Here is a 14,841-nt window from a genome sequence, read left to right as displayed (position 1 = left end):
AAAGAGCGCCGATGAACGCACTCATATCCATCGCCGAGCAGGTCGCCGCAAAGCTGATCGCGAACAAGCAAACCATTGCGGTCGCGGAATCCTCGACCGGCGGACTGATCTCGGCATCGCTGCTCGCGGTGCCCGGCGCATCGGCCTATTTCCTCGGCGGCGGCGTGATCTACACCCGCGATGCGCGGCGCGCGCTGATGGACATTCCCGACGACACCATGCGCGGCCTCCGCTCGTCGTCGGAACCCTACGCGCAACTGCTGGCGCGCCAGATCCGCGAGCGCCTCTCGGCGGATTGGGGATTGTCCGAGACCGGTGCGGCCGGCCCGACCGGCAACCGCTACGGCGATGCCGCCGGCCATAGCTGCATGGCGGTCGCAGGTCCCCGGCAGCAGGTGATCACGCTGGAGACCGCGAGCGGCGACCGGCAGGCCAACATGCAGACGTTCGCGAAGGCGGCGCTGGAGCTGTTGTTGAGGAACCTCGAGCAGTGACTTCAATTCCGTAGCCCGGATGCAGCGAAGCGCAATCCGGGGCGACTGCGTCCGCAGCACGACCGTTCCCGGATTTCGCTACGCTGCATCCGGGCTACGACGATTTCGCGCGTCCTCATTTCTCGCGGAACGAGCGCATGAACTGGTCGCTCAGCGGCTTCATCAGATACGACAGCATGGTGCGGTCGCCGGTCTGGACGAAGGCTTCCACCGGCATGCCGGGGATGATCTTCACCTCGCTGCCGAGGCGCGCGACCTCTTCCGGCGGCATCGAGACGCGGATCGTGTAGTAGCTCTGCCCGGTGCGCTGGTCGGTGTTGACGTCCGCGGAGACGCGGGTAACGACACCGTTCAGCTCCGGCGTGGTGCGCTGGTTGAAGGCGGAGAGCCGCAGCACGGTCTTCTGTCCGACCTGGAGCTTGTCGATGTCCTGCGGATTGACCTTGGCCTCGACCGACAGGTCATCGGCCCTCGGCACGATCATCATGATGGCGTCGCCCGCGGTAACGACGCCGCCGACGGTGTGGACGGTCGATTGCAGCACCACGCCGTCCTGCGGCGCGCGGATGTCGATGCGGCGGAGCTGGTCTTCGGCGGTCACCTTGCGCTCGACGAACTCGCCGATCTTGTCATTGGCCTCGCGCAGGTCCTTGGAGACTTCCGAAAGCATGTCCTTGTCGACCTGGATGATCTGCAGCTCGGTCTCGGTGATCTTGCCCTTGGCCTGGGCGCGTGAGGCAATGTACTGCGCGCGCTCGCCGGAGAGCCGCGCGGCGTCACGCTCCAGCGTGGTGAGGCGGGTCAGCTGCACCAGATGCTGCTCATAGAGCTGACGGACGCCGACCAGCTCCTGCTGCACCAGCGCGATCTCCTTGTCCTTGGCGGTTTCCTGCGCCTGCAGGCCGGCAATTTCCTCGTTGAGCTGGGTGACGCGTTCGCGCAACTGCGCCTTCTGGCCGGCGCGGCCGTTGACCCGCACCTCGAACAGCTTGGTTTCGCTCGCCATGATGTCGCGGACGTCGGGATCCTTGGCCTGCTCGGTGAGCTGCGGCGGAAATGCGATCTTGTCGAGGCCCTGCTGCTCGGCCTGGAGCCGGGCCGCACGCGCATAGAGACCGTTCAGCGTCTTGACCACGATCGCAAGGCTCGCCTTCACAACGGTCTCGTCGAGACGCACGACAACGTCGCCCGCCTTGACCGTGTCGCCGTCGCGCGCCAGGATTTCGCCGACGACACCGCCGGTCGGATGCTGCACTTTCTTGACGTTGGTATCGACCACCACCGAGCCCGGCGCGATCAGCGCGCCCGAGATCGGTACCGTCGCAGCCCAGCCGCCGACGCCGCCGCCCAGCACCAGGACCACGGCGAGGCCGACCACGAGGTGCTTCCTGATCGAAGCAAGTGCATTGCGCGGCTGATCGGTCATGCGGCCGCTCATGACTTGGTCGCCCCGGCATCGGCGACGATCTTGATCGGCGTCGGCACCGGCGGCGCGGCGCGCTGCAGCACCTGCGCGAGCACGGTTTCCTTCGGCCCGAAAGTCTGCATGCGACCGTCCTTGAGTACCAGCAGCTGGTCGACGCCCTCGATGCCGATCGGCCGGTGCGCGACCACGATGACAATGGCACCGCGTTCGCGGGCGCTGCGCACCGCGCGGGTCAGCGCCTCGTCGCCTTCGCTGTCAAGGTTGGAGTTCGGCTCGTCCAGCACGATCAGGAACGGATTGCCGTACAGCGCGCGCGCCAGCGCGACGCGCTGTGCCTGGCCGGCGGAAAGCGCAGTGCCCTGCTCGCCGACCTGGGTGTCGTAGCCCTCGCGCATCTTGATGATCATCTCATGCACGGCGGCCTCCTTGGCCGCCGCGATGATGCCGTCGGACTTGGCGTCGGGATCGAACCGGCAGATGTTCTGCGCGACGGTGCCGGCGAACAATTCGACGTCCTGCGGCAGATAGCCGACATGGCGGCCGAGTTGGTCCGACGACCACTGATCGAGCGCGGCGCCGTCGAGCCGTACCTTGCCGCGCACCGGCACCCAGACGCCGACTAGCGCCCGGATCAGCGACGACTTGCCGGACCCGCTCGGGCCGATCACGCCGACGCCGCTGCCGGCTTCGACGGCGAAGGTGACGTCCTGCACGATCGGGCGCTGGTCACCCGGCGCCACCATGGTCACCCCTTCGACGGAAAGCTTCTTCTGCGGCGCCTGCAGCAGCGTCTGCTCCGGTCGCGCCGGAATCTGCTGCAGCAGGCGGTTGAGGCGCTGCCAGCTCTGCCGCGCGGCGACGAAGCTCTTCCAATGCGCGATCGCGAGATCGACCGGCGCCAGCGCCCGCGCGCTCAGGATCGAACCGGCGATGATGATGCCGCCGGTGGCCTCCTGGTGGATCACGAGATAGGCACCGACCGCGAGCACGGCGGACTGCAGCATCATGCGCAGCACCTTGGCGACCGCACCGAGCCCGCCGCTCACGTCGCTGGCCCGCTGGTTGCCGGACAGATACTCCTCGTTGGCTTCGTTCCAGCGCTTGTTCATCCGCCCGGCCATGCCCATCGCCACGAGCACTTCGGCGTTGCGGCGGCTGGAGGCAGCGAGATCGTTGCGCCGCGCCGCGAGCGACATCGCCTCCCTCGCCGGCGTGCGCGACAGGTATTCGGTGATCAGCGTCAACATCACCAGGATCACGGCGCCGACCAGCGCCGTGACGCCGAGCAGCCAATGGAACGCGAAGCAGATCAGCATGTAGAACGGCAGCCAGGGCAGGTCGAAGAACGCACCGGGCCCCATGCTGCCGAGGAAGGAACGCACATTGTCGAGGTCGCGTAGCGGCTGCAGGCCCTCGCTGCGATTGCCGGCCATCAGCGGCAGCCGCACGATGGTGTCGAACACCCGCGCATTGAGCGCTTCGTCGAGCGAGGTGCCGACGCGGCCGAGAATCCGTCCACGCAGCAGATCGAGCACGCCCTGGGCCATGTAGAGGACCGCGGCGATGACGACGAGGCCGATCAGGGTCGGAACGCTGCGGCTCGGCAGCACCCGGTCGTACACCTGCAGCATGAACATCGAACCTGTCAGATAGAGCAGGTTGATCATGCAGCTGATGAGGCCGACGCCGATGAAGGCACTGCGGCATGCGCGCAGCGCCTCAGCCAGTTCGGAACGCCGGACAGCGGGCGCGACTGCCATAAAAACCGATCTCTGCAATCAAAAGAGCTACGTGATCACCGACTTGTATAGGCGTTTGCGACCACCGTCCATTTAAGTCGCGCCGACCAAAGCATGGTTGGCGGCCTATTTTTGTGATGCCACAGACAGTTGAAGGAATAATTAGCGTTAGCCGGCCGCGGAACCCGGGCCGGCCGCCGGTGCGCTTCTCGGAAAGGGCACGAGAATGACCGACATCGAGACCCGGCCGATCTCGCCATCAACATCGAGCAATACACCGCTGCCGACGCCGAGCCCGGCCTCCGGGCGCCAGCGGGCCTCGGCGCGAATGCCGATCCACGCCCCCCGCGGCGGTCTGAGCAGCTGCACCGCGAGGTTCGGATTGGGGTCGGCCACCACGTTCTGCACCGGGCGCGCGATGCCGTGGGTCCAGTCGGCCGGGCCGAGCACGCGCGCCAGCGGGCCGGCGTCCGCAACCACGCTGTGGTGCATGCGAAACCAGGCGACATCGCCGCCGGCACGGGCCTCCATCGCGTCCATGAACCAGCTGCGGCCATGGACCGCGTGCGGGCTGCGCAGCGGAAAGCGCATGGGATCCACCGGGTCGGCTGCGCTGCCGCGAAAGCCGGGGATCTCGACCGCGCGTTCGCGCGACAGCGTCACGCGCACCGTCGCGCAGGGCTGCTCCTCGCCGACCGGCCAGAGCGTGTTGTCGACGACGCTGACCCGGCCGCGCTCGGTCACGACGGCGACCTGCGTGCGCAATTCCGCCATCGGGGTCGGCCGCAGGAACCAGGCTGACGCCGATATCGCGGTGCCCCAGTTGCGCGGACCTGCCATCGCCTCGACCTCCGCGGTCAACAGGCTTGCGACCGCTCCGCCCTGCAGGCCTGCGAACGGCCCCGCCGCCAGCGCGGCCGGCTTCCAGTGATGCGGCGTAGCTGCTGGTTCGAAGATGGCCAAGGCTGATAAATCTCATGAGGTGAGCAGGAATTGAGCGCAGGGCCAATCTGATCCAAGAATAGCGGTCATGACAAACGGCCATTCATCACTTCAGGTGAACCGGATTCACCCATTGGGCGCCCCGGATCCGCGGGTTATCCCGCCGCTGCCGGCGCTGCTTGCATTCGAGCGCGCGGCCACCCAGCTCAGCTTCCGCCGCGCCGCGCGCGACCTGTCGCTGAGCCCGTCGGCGATCAGCCACCAGATCCGCGGGCTGGAACAGCAGTTCGGCACCAAGCTGTTCGTCCGCGGCGCGCGCTCGGTGCGCCTGACCGCGGACGGTGAGCGTTACCTTGCGAAAGTGTCGGCCGCGCTGGCAACGCTGCAGGAAGCAAGCCGCGACATGCTGCGGCAACGCGGCGAGGCCAGCGGCGAGCTGTGGATCAGCTCGCTGCCGTTCTTCACCAGCGCCGTGCTGCTGCCGGCGCTGCCGGAGTTCAAGCGGCGCCACCCGCAACTGACGCTGCGGATCGAGGCCACGCACCAATATGCCGACTTCAACGGCTCCCGCGTCGACGTCGCGGTCCGCTACGGGCGGGAACATGCGGCCGGGCTGAAGGTCGAGCCGCTGGTCCAGGTCAGGGCATTGCCGGTGTGCACGCCGGCGCTGGTCAAGGCGGGGCTTCGGAACCCGGCAGACCTGTCGCGCGAGGTGCTGATCCATGTCACGACGCAACCGCAGGGGTGGCCGGCCTGGCTCAAGGAGGCGGGGCTGCCACATCTCGCCCCGCGCGGGCATCTGTGGCTCGACAGCGTGCCGGCGATGCTGGAGGCCGCAGAACATGGGCTAGGCGTGGCGCTTGCAATGGCGCCGCTGATCAAGGCGCGGCCAGGCTTCGGCAAGCGGCTGGTGGCGCCGTTTGCGTTCGAGGCCGAGCCCAGCGAGACGATCTATCTGGTCTCCCGCACCGAGCAGGCGCGGGACCGGCGGATCGCGGCGGTGCGGCGCTGGATCGCCGAGGCGGTCGCGCGGGCGAACTAAACCGTCGCCGCGGCCGGCTCTGCCAGGACGCAGCGCGCCAGATGGCCGGGCGCGACCTGCACGCTCGGCGGCAGGCTCTCGCTGCAGCGCGGTTCGGCGAACTTGCAACGCGGCGCGAACGAACAGCTGGCCGGTGCCTGGTCGAGCGAGGGCGGCGTGCCCGGGATGGTCTCGAGCCGCTGTCCGCGCATCGCGCCGTGAATGGTCGAGGCCAGCAAGCCCTTCGCGTAGGGATGGACCGGCGTGCGCACGATGTCGCGCAAGGCGCCCTGCTCCACGATCTGCCCGGCATACATCACCGCGACCCGGTCGCAGATCTCGATCGCAACGCCGATGTCGTGGGTGACGAAGATGACGGACATCCCGAACTCGCGCTGCAACTCGCGCAGCAGCAGCAGGATCTGGATCTGCACGGTGGCATCGAGCGCGGTGGTCGGCTCGTCCGCGAGCAGGATCTTCGGCTTGCAGGCCAGCGCCAGCGCGATCATCGCGCGCTGGCGCATGCCGCCCGACATCTCGTGCGGATAGGAGTCCAGCCTTCGCCTCGCGGAGGGGATCCGCACCACCTCGAGCATCTCGAGCGCGCGCGCGGTAGCGTCGCGCTTGCTCTTGCCCTCGTGGCGCATCACCGTCTCCGCGATCTGGCGGCCGATCGTGTAGACCGGATCGAGCGCCAGCGCCGGCTCCTGGAAGATCATCGAGACGGTCTGGCCGCGGAATGCGGACAGCGCCTCGTCATCCATCGCCAGCACGTCCCGGCCGAGCACTTTCACGCTACCGGAGATCTGCGTGCGCTTCTTCGGCAACAGCCGCATCAGCGCGCGCAAGGTCACGCTCTTGCCCGAACCGGACTCGCCGAGCAGCCCCAACACCTCGCCCTCGCCGAGCTGCAGGCTGAGATCGTTCACGGCATGGACCGTGCGATCGCCGGTGAAGCGAATGTTGAGGTTGTTGATCTCGACGAGGTTGGTCATGCGAGCTTGGGGACCCTGGCGTGGAAGTCGGTCGCGCGCTGGAAGGCAGCGCCGATCCGGAGCAGCACCGCTTCCTCGAAGGAGCGGCCGATCAGTTGCATCCCAACCGGCAGACCCGTCTTGGTGAAGCCCGAGGGGATCGCGAGCGACGGCAGGCCGAGATAATTGACCGGGCGGGTGAACCGGGTCAGCCGCTGGATCACCGCCTCCGCGCCAGGGCCATTGCCGACGTCGCTCTCGGCGATGGTCGGCGCCGGTACCGGCGAGGACGGCGCGATCACAGCATCGATCCCGCTGACCGCCGCGTTGTGCGCGGCGAGCGCGGGCCCGCGCCAGCGCATCGCCTCGAGATAGGTGACTGCCGGAATGGTCAGGCCGTTCTGCAGCCGCATCAGGACCTGCGCGCCGTAATCCTGCGGCCGCTCGATCATCCAGCGCTTGTGGAAGGCGGCGGCCTCGACCGCGAGAACCAGTTGCGACGCCGAGCCGAGCTGGCGCTGATCAGGCAGCTCGACCTTGACGATCTCGGCACCCTCCTTCTTCAGGGTCGCCACCGTCTCGTCGAGGACGCGCGCCACCTCGCCATCGAGGTCGTCGACATAGAACGCCGTCGGGACGCCGATCTTGAGACCCTTCAACGACTGCTTTGTCGCCGCCATGTAGTCCGGCACTGGCTGCGTCGACGCCGTCAGATCCTCAGGGTCGGCGCCGGCCATCAGGCCGAGCAGCAGCGCGCAGTCCTCCGCGGTCTGCGCCAGCGGGCCGACGGTGTCGAGCGATTGCGACAACGGCATTGCGCCGGCGCGGCTGATGCGGCCGACCGTCGTCTTCAGGCCGGTGACGCCGCAGAAATGCGCAGGCATCCGGATCGAACCGCCGGTGTCGGAACCAAGTGCTGCGAACGTGAGCCGTGCAGCGACCGCCGAGCCCGAGCCCGAGGACGAGCCGCCGGTGATGTGCTCGGTGTTCCAGGGATTGCGCACCGCGCCGTAATGCACGTTGTGGCCGGTCGGCCCATAGGCGAACTCGACCATCTGCAGCGAGCCGAGCCGGACCTGCCCGGCATCCTTCAGCCGCTGCAACGCGGTCGCGGTCGTCTTCGGCACGAAGTCGCGGCGGATCAGCGAGCCGCAGGTCACAACCTTGCCAGCCTCGTAATACATGTCCTTGTGCGCCAGCGGCACGCCGTGCAGTGCGCCCCGGCTGTTGCCCTTGGCGAGCGCGGCATCGGCCTCGGTGGCGGCGGCCAGCGCCTGCTCCGATTCGATCGCCATATAGGCGTTGAGGCGCGGCTGCCATTCCGCGATGCGGTGTAGTACGGCGCGCGTCACCTCATGCGAGGAGAGTTTCTTGTCGGCAATCGCCTTGGCGACCGCTGTCAGCGTCATCAGGGCAGGTTCGGTGCTCATTTCGACACCTTCTGCGCCAGCAGGAAGCTCGCGGGTTCGAGATCGAACGGCAGCGTGCCGGAGATCGGCGCGAAGCCGTCGAATGCCGGTCCGATCGAATTGGCGATGCGGTTCGCGACCTCGTCGTCAGCGGGCACGTCGGCGACATGCGCGATCACCTTGACGTCCTTGGGAGTTGGTCTGGTCATGCCGCGTTTTCTCCTTTTGCTTTTGCCGGCGCGCGGCTGTGCCCCGAGCCAGGAATGGCCATGTAGCATGCCGCTTGATGGCCCATTGTATCGAGATCGCTGAGTTTTGGCGTGACGTTTGCGCAGAGCGGCTCCGCAAACGGGCAACGGGTGTGGAATCGACAGCCGGCCGGCGGATCGATCGGATTGGGTGGATCGCCCGAGATCGGCGGCACCTCGGTGCGCCTGTCAGGATCGGACGACGGCATCGCGGCCAGCAGCGCGCGGGTATAGGGATGCGCCGGCGCGTCCCAGACCGCGTCGACCGGGCCGAGCTCGACGACTTCGCCGAGATACATCACCAGCACGCGATCGGAGATGTAGCGAACGACGTTGAGATCGTGGCTGATGAACAGATAGGTCAAGCCGAATTCGCGCTTCAGGTCGGCGAGCAGATTGAGCACCTGCGCCTCGACCGACTTGTCGAGCGCGGACACCGCCTCGTCCAGGATGACGAGCCGCGGCGACAGCGCGAGCGCGCGGGCGATGTTGACGCGCTGGCGCTGGCCGCCCGACACTTCGTGTGGATAACGGTTGGCGAAAATCTCCGGGCGCAAGCCCACCTTGCCGAGCAGCTCGCGCGCCAGCGTCCGCGCCGTGTCATCGGCCATGCCGTGCACTTTGGGTCCGAACGCGATCGACTCCTCGATGGTGAGGCGCGGATTGAGTGAGGCGTAGCTGTCCTGGAACACCATCTGCACGCCGCGCCGCAAATCGCGCAGCGAGAGCGCCCGGCCGACCTGCCGGCCGTCAAAGATGATGTCGCCGGCATCGCGCGTCATCAGATGCATCAGCAGCCGCGCGGTGGTCGACTTGCCGCAGCCGGATTCACCGACGATGCCGACCGTCTCACCCTTCATGACAGCAAAAGTGACATCGTCGACGGCACGCACGGTCTTGCGCGGGCTGAACAGCCCGCCGCGCACCGGGAAATGCTTGGTTAGTCCCTTGACCTGCAGCAGCGGCTGCGCGGCGCCGCCGATATCGGCGATCGGCTCCAGCATGTCGGTTACGGGATTGGCATCCGTCATCGCACTAATTCCTGATGTCCATGGCGCTGCGCATGCCGTCGCTGAGCAGGTTGAAGCAGATCGAAACCGCGAAGATCATCGCCCCCGGCAACGCGGCGACCCATGGATTGACATAGATCGCGGTGCGCAGCGTGTTCAGCATCAGGCCCCATTCGGGCTCCGGCGGCTTGGTGCCGAGCCCGAGGAACGAGAGGCCGGCGGCGAGGATCATCGACACCGAGATCAGGCCGGTGGCATAGACGAAGATCGGGCCGAGCACATTGCCGAGCATGTGCACGCGCATGATGGTGAAGGGACCGGCGCCGGAGGCGCGCGCCGCCTCGACGAAATCCATGTTGCGCACCCCGGTGGTGACGCTCTCGGCGACGCGGGTGATCTGCGGCACGAACACGATGGTCAACGACACGATCGAATTGGTGATGCCGGCGCCGAGCGCACCCGAGATCGCGATCGCCAGCAGCACCGACGGGAAGGCGTAGAACACGTCGACGGTGCGCATGATCGCGGTATTGAGCTTGCCGCCGACGTAGCCGGCGACGAGGCCGAGCGAGGTGCCGACCATGAAGGCGAAGATTACCGGCAGGATGCCGATCACTAATGAGAGACGGCCACCATAGATCAGCCGCGCCAGCATGTCGCGGCCGAGCTCGTCGGTACCGAGCGGATAGCCCGGCGTGCCGATGTGGCGGAGGCGGCGGATCATCGAGCCCTGATAGGGATCGGCGAGATGCAGCCATGGCGCCAGCAGCGCGGACGCGAAGATCAGCACCAGGATGATGGCGCAGGCCATGCTGACCTTGTCGCGCCGGATGCGGCGGCCGACCGTCGCCCAATAGCCGCGCGCCTTGCTCGCCGGGGCGGCCTGCAATGCGGTATCGCTCATTGCACTCATGCTCAGCTCCGCTTGATGCGCGGATCGATCGCGGCTTGCGCGATATCGACCAGGAGATTGAGCAGCACGAAGAACAGCGCCAGCACCAGGATCGTGCCCTGCAGCAGTGGCAGATCGCGCTGGAAGATCGCCGAGTTCAGCAAGAGCCCCGAGCCCGGCCAGGAGAACACGGTCTCGATCAGGATCGAACCGCCGAGCATGTAGCCCAGTTGCAGGCCCATCACCGCAAGCGCGGTCGGCGCCGCGTTCTTGATGACGTGGCGAAACACGCCCGTCTCGCGCAGGCCCTTGGCGCGCAGCGCCTCGACGAAGTCCTGGCTCAGGATGTCGCCGGTCAGCGCACGCACCGTGCGGGTGACGATGCCCATCGGGATCACCGAGGTCGTGATCGCGGGCAGCACCAGATAGCGCAGATGCTCCCAATCCCACGCCCAGGCGCCCGAGCCGCCGGGACCGGCGCCGACCGCAGGCAGCCAGTTGAGCTGCACCGAAAAGATGATGACCAGCACCATGCCGAGCCAGTAATGCGGCAGCGAGACGCCGGCGATGGCGATCGACGTTGCGACCTTGTCGACCCAGGTGTCGCGGAAATAGCCGGCGATCAGGCCGAACAGCAGGCCGAGCGTGAAGCCGATCATCGCAGCCGCAATCGCCAGCATCACGGTGTTGCCGACCGCGCGCATCACTTCCGACAGGACCGGCCGTCCGGTGGCGATCGAATTGCCGAGATCGCCATGGATCGCGCGCCACAGCCACAGGCCGAACTGCACCGGCAACGGTCGATCGAAGCCGTAGGCGCTGCGCAATTGCGCGGCGAGCTCCTGCGAGGCGTCGGCCGGCAGCACCGCGACGAGCGGGTCGCCGGGCGTGATGTGCACCAGGAGGAAGCACACCAGCGCGACGCTGAGCACGATCGGAATGACGTAGACGATCCGTCTGGACGTATAGGCGAGCACGTTGCGTTCTTTCTTCCTTCTCCCCTTGTGGGAGAAGGTGGCGCGCGAAGCGCGCCGGATGAGGGGTTCTATCCGCGGAGACTGTCACTTCATCAGAGCGAGGAGCGTCCGCGGAGACAACCCCTCACCCGGCTTCGATGCTACCGCATCAAAAGCCACCCTCTCCCGCAAGGGGAGAGGGTACACCGGTCTACGCCGCCGGCGTCACGGCACGACCGAGACCGGCGAGAAGTCGACGAACCAGCTCTTCGGCTGCACAAAGCCCTTGACCTTCGGGCTCATCGCGCGCGGTGCGACGTCGTGAGCGACGTACAGGAACGCCGCATCGTCGACCGAGGCGGCGTGCAGTTCGGCGAGCGCGGCATCGCGCGCCGCCGGTTCGAAGGTCTGACGGGCCTTCTTCACCAGCTCATCGAACTTCGGATTGTTGATGAAGCCCCAATTGTTCGAGACCGGCGGCGCCATGCCCGATTGCAGGAAGCGCACCAGCGCGAAGAACGGATCCATCGCAGCATAGGTCACGTTGGTCGCGTTCGATCCGTTGGCCGACGGATCCTTGGCGCCGCGCCGCCAGTTGGTGAACAGCGTATTCCACTCGATCACGTCGAGTTGCACATCGAAATAGCACTCGGCCAAAGCCTGTTGCAGATACTCGTTCATCGGCAACGGCAGCATCTGGCCCGAACCCGATGCCGAGGTCTGGATCTTGACCGTCAACTTCTTGTTGGGACCGAAGCCGGCCTCCTGCATCAGCTTCTGCGCGGCCGGCTTGTCGTACTTGATCTGGAAGGTCGGGTTGCCGCGCCAGGGATGGCCGGGCTCGAAGGTGCCGGTGGCCGGCACCATCAGCCCTGCGAGCAGGCCGTCGCGCAGTCCTTCCCGATCGACGCAGAGATTGGCCGCCTTGCGGACGCGGATGTCGTTCCACGGCGAGCCCTCGACGCGCGAGAATTGCCACGGCCAGACATGCGGCTCCTCGTTGGAATACAGATTGAAGCCGCGCTGCTTGATTTCGGGCAACGCATCGGGCGCCGGTGCCTCGATCCAGTTGACCTGCCCCGACAGCAGCGCCGCGGTACGCGCGTTGGCCTCGGGCATCGGCAGCAGCACCATCTTGTCGGTCTTCGGCACGCGGGCCTTGTCCCAGTACTTCTCGTTCTTCACCAGTTCGAGCCGCTCGCGCGGGGTGAAGCTGGACATCTTCCAGGGGCCGGTGCCCGACGCGTCCTTGGCGAACGCCGCCCACGCAGCCTGCGACTTTGCCTTGGTATCGGCGCCTTCGGCCTTGTCGTAGAATTGCTGCCACTTGGCCGGGCTCGCCATGAACAGATTGGTGAGGTTGATCGGCAGGAAGCTGTCCGGCTCCTTGGTGGTCAGCTCCACCGTCATGTCGTCGATCTTGCGCGCCGACACCAGGGTCGGCATGCGCGAGGCGGTGACGCCGACCTGGCTCGCATCGTATTGCGGCGCGTCCTGCTTCAGCACCTTGTCGACGTTCCAGACCACGGCGTCGGCATTGAACGGCGAGCCGTCATGAAAGCTGACCCCGGGACGCAACTTGAAAATCCACTTGGTCTTGTCGGCATCGTCGACCTTCCACTCGGTGGCGAGGCCCGGGATCATCGCGCTCGCTTTGTCCGACGAGGACAGGTCCCACATCGTCAGCGCGTCGTACATGGTGAGCCCGGTGAAGCGGTTGCCCTCAAAACCCTGGTCGGGCTGCCCGAGCGTGCGCGGAATATCGGCAGCCGTCATACCGATGCGCAGCACGGTCTCGGCGCTGGCGATAACAGGCACACAATTGGCCATCGCAAGCGCCAGCATGATCGCCGCCGCATTGGTCTTCCTGTTACGCATCTGAGTGACCCCTTCGAAGTCTGGTGACGTTTTGGTGATTATTTCTTGGGCAAGCGTATGCAATGCCTGTGCCAAGGGGAATAGTTCTTCAGCAAATTACCGCCGGGCGCGTCATTTCTTCCCACCTCGCGCCCCAACCGTGCGAAGATGCCTATTCTGGCATCATGCTTGCAAGATTTGGCCCCGACTTCCCACCAACGGAGCCTTCTCATGCGCGCGCGCAATTCGATCTTGATGACGGCAATGGCGCTCGCCTTGACCGCGGGCTGGCCGGCCATCTCGGCGCGAGCCGAGTCCATTGTGCGGTACGGCATTTCGATGGCTGACATTCCGCTGACGACCGGCCAGCCCGATCGCGGCGCCGGCGCCTATCAGTTCACGGCCTACACGATCTACGATCCGCTGGTGGCGTGGGAGATGGACGTCGCCGACCGGCCAGGCAAGCTGGTGCCGGGGCTTGCGACCGAATGGAAGGTCGATGACAATGACAAGACCAAGTGGCGCTTCACCTTGCGCAGGAACGTCAAATTCCACGACGGCAGCGACTTCAACGCCGACGCGGTGATCTGGAATCTCGACAAGGTGCTGAACGACAAGGCACCGCAATTCGACAAGCGGCAGAGCGCGCAGGTCAAGACCCGCCTCCCCTCGGTCGCGAGCTGGGCCAAGATCGACGACTATACCGTCGAGATCACCACCAAGACGGTCGACTCCTTCTTCCCCTACCAGATGCTGTGGTTCCTGGTTTCGAGCCCCGCGCAATATGAGAAGCTCGGCAAGGATTGGGACAAGTTCGCCAGCCAGCCCTCCGGCACCGGTCCGTTCAAGCTGACCCGACTGGTGCCGCGCGAGCTCGCCGAACTGACCAGGAACCCGGACTATTGGGATAAGAAGCGGCTGGCGAAGGTCGACAAGATGATCCTGATCCCGATGCCGGAAGCCCTGACCCGCACCAACGCGCTGCTGGCCGGTCAGGTCGACCTGATCGAGACGCCGGCGCCCGACGCCGTGCCGCAGCTCAAGGCCGCCGGCATGCGGATCGTCGACAACGTGACGCCGCATGTCTGGAATTATCATTTGAGCGTGCTGCCGGGCTCGCCCTGGACCGACATCCGCCTGCGCAAGGCGCTCAATCTGGCGATCGACCGCGACGCGGTCGTCGGCCTGATGAATGGTCTTGCCAAGCCGGCCAAGGGCCAGGTCGACCCGTCGAGCCCGTGGTTCGGCAAGCCGAGCTTCGAACTGAAATACGACCTCGCGGCCGCGAAGAAGCTGGTGGAGGAAGCCGGCTACTCCAAGGACAAGCCGCTGAAGACCACCTTCATCATCGCCCAGGGCGGCACCGGGCAGATGCTGTCGCTGCCGATGAACGAATTCCTGCAGCAAAGCTTCAAGGAGATCGGCATCGATATCGACTTCAAGGTGGTCGAGCTCGAGACACTCTATTCGCACTGGCGCAAAGGCGCCGCCGACGAGATGAACGCCGGCATCACCGCCAATAACATCGCCTATGTCACCTCGGATCCGCTCTACGCCATCGTGCGGTTCTTCCATTCTGGCCAGGTGGCGCCGACCGGCGTCAATTGGGGCGGCTACAAGAATCCGAAGGTCGACGCGCTGATCGACGAGGCCAAACAGACCTTCGACAGCGCGAAACAGGATGCGCTGCTGGCGCAGGCGCACGCGCTGATCGTCGACGATGCCGCACTGGTGTGGGTGGTGCACGACACCAATCCGCATGCACTGTCGCCGAAGGTGAAGACCTTCGTGCAGGCGCAGCACTGGTTCCAGGACCTGACGCAGATCGGGCTGGAGTAAATCTCTCGTAGTCCCGGCGGAGGTCGGCATAGTA

Annotated in this window: 13 protein-coding genes; 3 read left to right on the top strand and 10 right to left on the bottom strand. The window is 66.2% G+C overall.

All coding sequences use genetic code 11. The features are described 5' to 3' along the window. Window positions 1-11 precede the first annotated feature (11 nt). Entirely contained in the window at window positions 12-494 is a 483-nt protein-coding gene (locus ACVISU_RS23840; protein WP_456708502.1) for a CinA family protein, read from the top strand. A gap of 115 nt (window positions 495-609) precedes the next feature. Here ACVISU_RS23840 and ACVISU_RS23835 read toward each other — a convergent pair whose 3' ends face one another. The 3 genes from ACVISU_RS23835 to ACVISU_RS23825 all read right to left on the bottom strand — a co-directional run bounded on the left by ACVISU_RS23835 (window position 610) and on the right by ACVISU_RS23825 (window position 4,622). After that, window positions 610-1,920 carry an HlyD family type I secretion periplasmic adaptor subunit gene (locus ACVISU_RS23835; protein ID WP_172803506.1) on the bottom strand — a complete coding sequence of 437 codons (1,311 nt, stop codon included), beginning with the start codon at window positions 1,918-1,920 and terminating at the stop codon, window positions 610-612. Between the two features lie 8 nt (window positions 1,921-1,928). Continuing rightward, window positions 1,929-3,680, bottom strand: coding sequence for a type I secretion system permease/ATPase (locus ACVISU_RS23830; RefSeq protein WP_456708501.1), 1,752 nt, complete (start codon window positions 3,678-3,680; stop codon window positions 1,929-1,931). A gap of 147 nt (window positions 3,681-3,827) precedes the next feature. After that, window positions 3,828-4,622 (bottom strand): acyl-CoA thioesterase domain-containing protein, encoded by a 795-nt coding sequence (locus ACVISU_RS23825; RefSeq protein WP_456708500.1) that lies wholly within the window; start codon window positions 4,620-4,622, stop codon window positions 3,828-3,830. A 112-nt stretch (window positions 4,623-4,734) separates the two neighbouring features. Here ACVISU_RS23825 and ACVISU_RS23820 point away from each other — a divergent pair, with 112 nt between their 5' ends. After that, on the top strand, window positions 4,735-5,643 hold the full coding sequence (locus ACVISU_RS23820; RefSeq protein ID WP_456708499.1) for a LysR substrate-binding domain-containing protein: 909 nt from the start codon (window positions 4,735-4,737) through the stop codon (window positions 5,641-5,643). On the opposite strand, the gene ACVISU_RS23815 is transcribed toward ACVISU_RS23820, so the two are convergent. From ACVISU_RS23815 to ACVISU_RS23785, 7 genes are all read right to left on the bottom strand, one after another. After that, window positions 5,640-6,617, bottom strand: a complete 978-nt coding sequence (locus tag ACVISU_RS23815) for an ABC transporter ATP-binding protein (protein WP_456708498.1) — start codon at window positions 6,615-6,617, stop codon at window positions 5,640-5,642. The two genes, ACVISU_RS23820 and ACVISU_RS23815, sit on opposite strands and share 4 nt — an antisense overlap. Continuing rightward, window positions 6,614-8,026, bottom strand: coding sequence for an Asp-tRNA(Asn)/Glu-tRNA(Gln) amidotransferase GatCAB subunit A (locus tag ACVISU_RS23810; RefSeq protein WP_050403863.1), 1,413 nt, complete (start codon window positions 8,024-8,026; stop codon window positions 6,614-6,616). The genes ACVISU_RS23815 and ACVISU_RS23810 overlap by 4 nt, the downstream gene beginning before the upstream one ends. Further along, window positions 8,023-8,214: a hypothetical protein gene (locus ACVISU_RS23805; protein ID WP_050403862.1), complete on the bottom strand. Its 192-nt coding sequence runs from the start codon at window positions 8,212-8,214 to the stop codon at window positions 8,023-8,025. Before ACVISU_RS23805 ends, ACVISU_RS23810 begins: the two co-directional genes overlap by 4 nt. Further along, window positions 8,211-9,284 carry an ABC transporter ATP-binding protein gene (locus ACVISU_RS23800; protein ID WP_456708497.1) on the bottom strand — a complete coding sequence of 358 codons (1,074 nt, stop codon included), beginning with the start codon at window positions 9,282-9,284 and terminating at the stop codon, window positions 8,211-8,213. Before ACVISU_RS23800 ends, ACVISU_RS23805 begins: the two co-directional genes overlap by 4 nt. 4 nt (window positions 9,285-9,288) lie before the next feature. After that, window positions 9,289-10,176 (bottom strand): ABC transporter permease, encoded by an 888-nt coding sequence (locus ACVISU_RS23795; protein ID WP_456708496.1) that lies wholly within the window; start codon window positions 10,174-10,176, stop codon window positions 9,289-9,291. A gap of 2 nt (window positions 10,177-10,178) precedes the next feature. Beyond that, window positions 10,179-11,132, bottom strand: a complete 954-nt coding sequence (locus tag ACVISU_RS23790; RefSeq protein WP_021080294.1) for an ABC transporter permease — start codon at window positions 11,130-11,132, stop codon at window positions 10,179-10,181. Window positions 11,133-11,336: 204 nt separating this feature from the next. After that, window positions 11,337-12,989: an ABC transporter substrate-binding protein gene (locus tag ACVISU_RS23785; protein WP_456708495.1), complete on the bottom strand. Its 1,653-nt coding sequence runs from the start codon at window positions 12,987-12,989 to the stop codon at window positions 11,337-11,339. Window positions 12,990-13,223: 234 nt separating this feature from the next. On the opposite strand from ACVISU_RS23785, the gene ACVISU_RS23780 reads away from it, so the two are divergent. After that, the gene (locus ACVISU_RS23780) at window positions 13,224-14,807 is read left to right on the top strand and encodes an ABC transporter substrate-binding protein (RefSeq protein WP_456710886.1); all 1,584 of its coding nucleotides are present in this window, start codon (window positions 13,224-13,226) and stop codon (window positions 14,805-14,807) included. Window positions 14,808-14,841 lie beyond the last annotated feature (34 nt).

Source organism: Bradyrhizobium sp. USDA 4452 (genome assembly GCF_054063575.1).
The sequence above is the reverse complement of the archived record's forward strand: the minus strand, read 5'-3'. Positions and strand labels throughout refer to the sequence as shown.

Bases quoted from the DNA above. Each gene is read 5' to 3' on its own strand.
- ACVISU_RS23840 (WP_456708502.1), top strand. From the start codon at position 12: ATGAACGCACTCATATCCATCGCCGAGCAGGTCGCCGCAAAGCTGATC.
- ACVISU_RS23785 (WP_456708495.1), bottom strand. From the start codon at position 12,989: ATGCGTAACAGGAAGACCAATGCGGCGGCGATCATGCTGGCGCTTGCG.
- ACVISU_RS23805 (WP_050403862.1), bottom strand. From the start codon at position 8,214: ATGACCAGACCAACTCCCAAGGACGTCAAGGTGATCGCGCATGTCGCC.
- ACVISU_RS23830 (WP_456708501.1), bottom strand. From the start codon at position 3,680: ATGGCAGTCGCGCCCGCTGTCCGGCGTTCCGAACTGGCTGAGGCGCTG.
- ACVISU_RS23800 (WP_456708497.1), bottom strand. From the start codon at position 9,284: ATGACGGATGCCAATCCCGTAACCGACATGCTGGAGCCGATCGCCGAT.
- ACVISU_RS23795 (WP_456708496.1), bottom strand. From the start codon at position 10,176: ATGAGTGCAATGAGCGATACCGCATTGCAGGCCGCCCCGGCGAGCAAG.
- ACVISU_RS23810 (WP_050403863.1), bottom strand. From the start codon at position 8,026: ATGAGCACCGAACCTGCCCTGATGACGCTGACAGCGGTCGCCAAGGCG.
- ACVISU_RS23835 (WP_172803506.1), bottom strand. From the start codon at position 1,920: ATGACCGATCAGCCGCGCAATGCACTTGCTTCGATCAGGAAGCACCTC.
- ACVISU_RS23815 (WP_456708498.1), bottom strand. From the start codon at position 6,617: ATGACCAACCTCGTCGAGATCAACAACCTCAACATTCGCTTCACCGGC.
- ACVISU_RS23780 (WP_456710886.1), top strand. From the start codon at position 13,224: ATGACGGCAATGGCGCTCGCCTTGACCGCGGGCTGGCCGGCCATCTCG.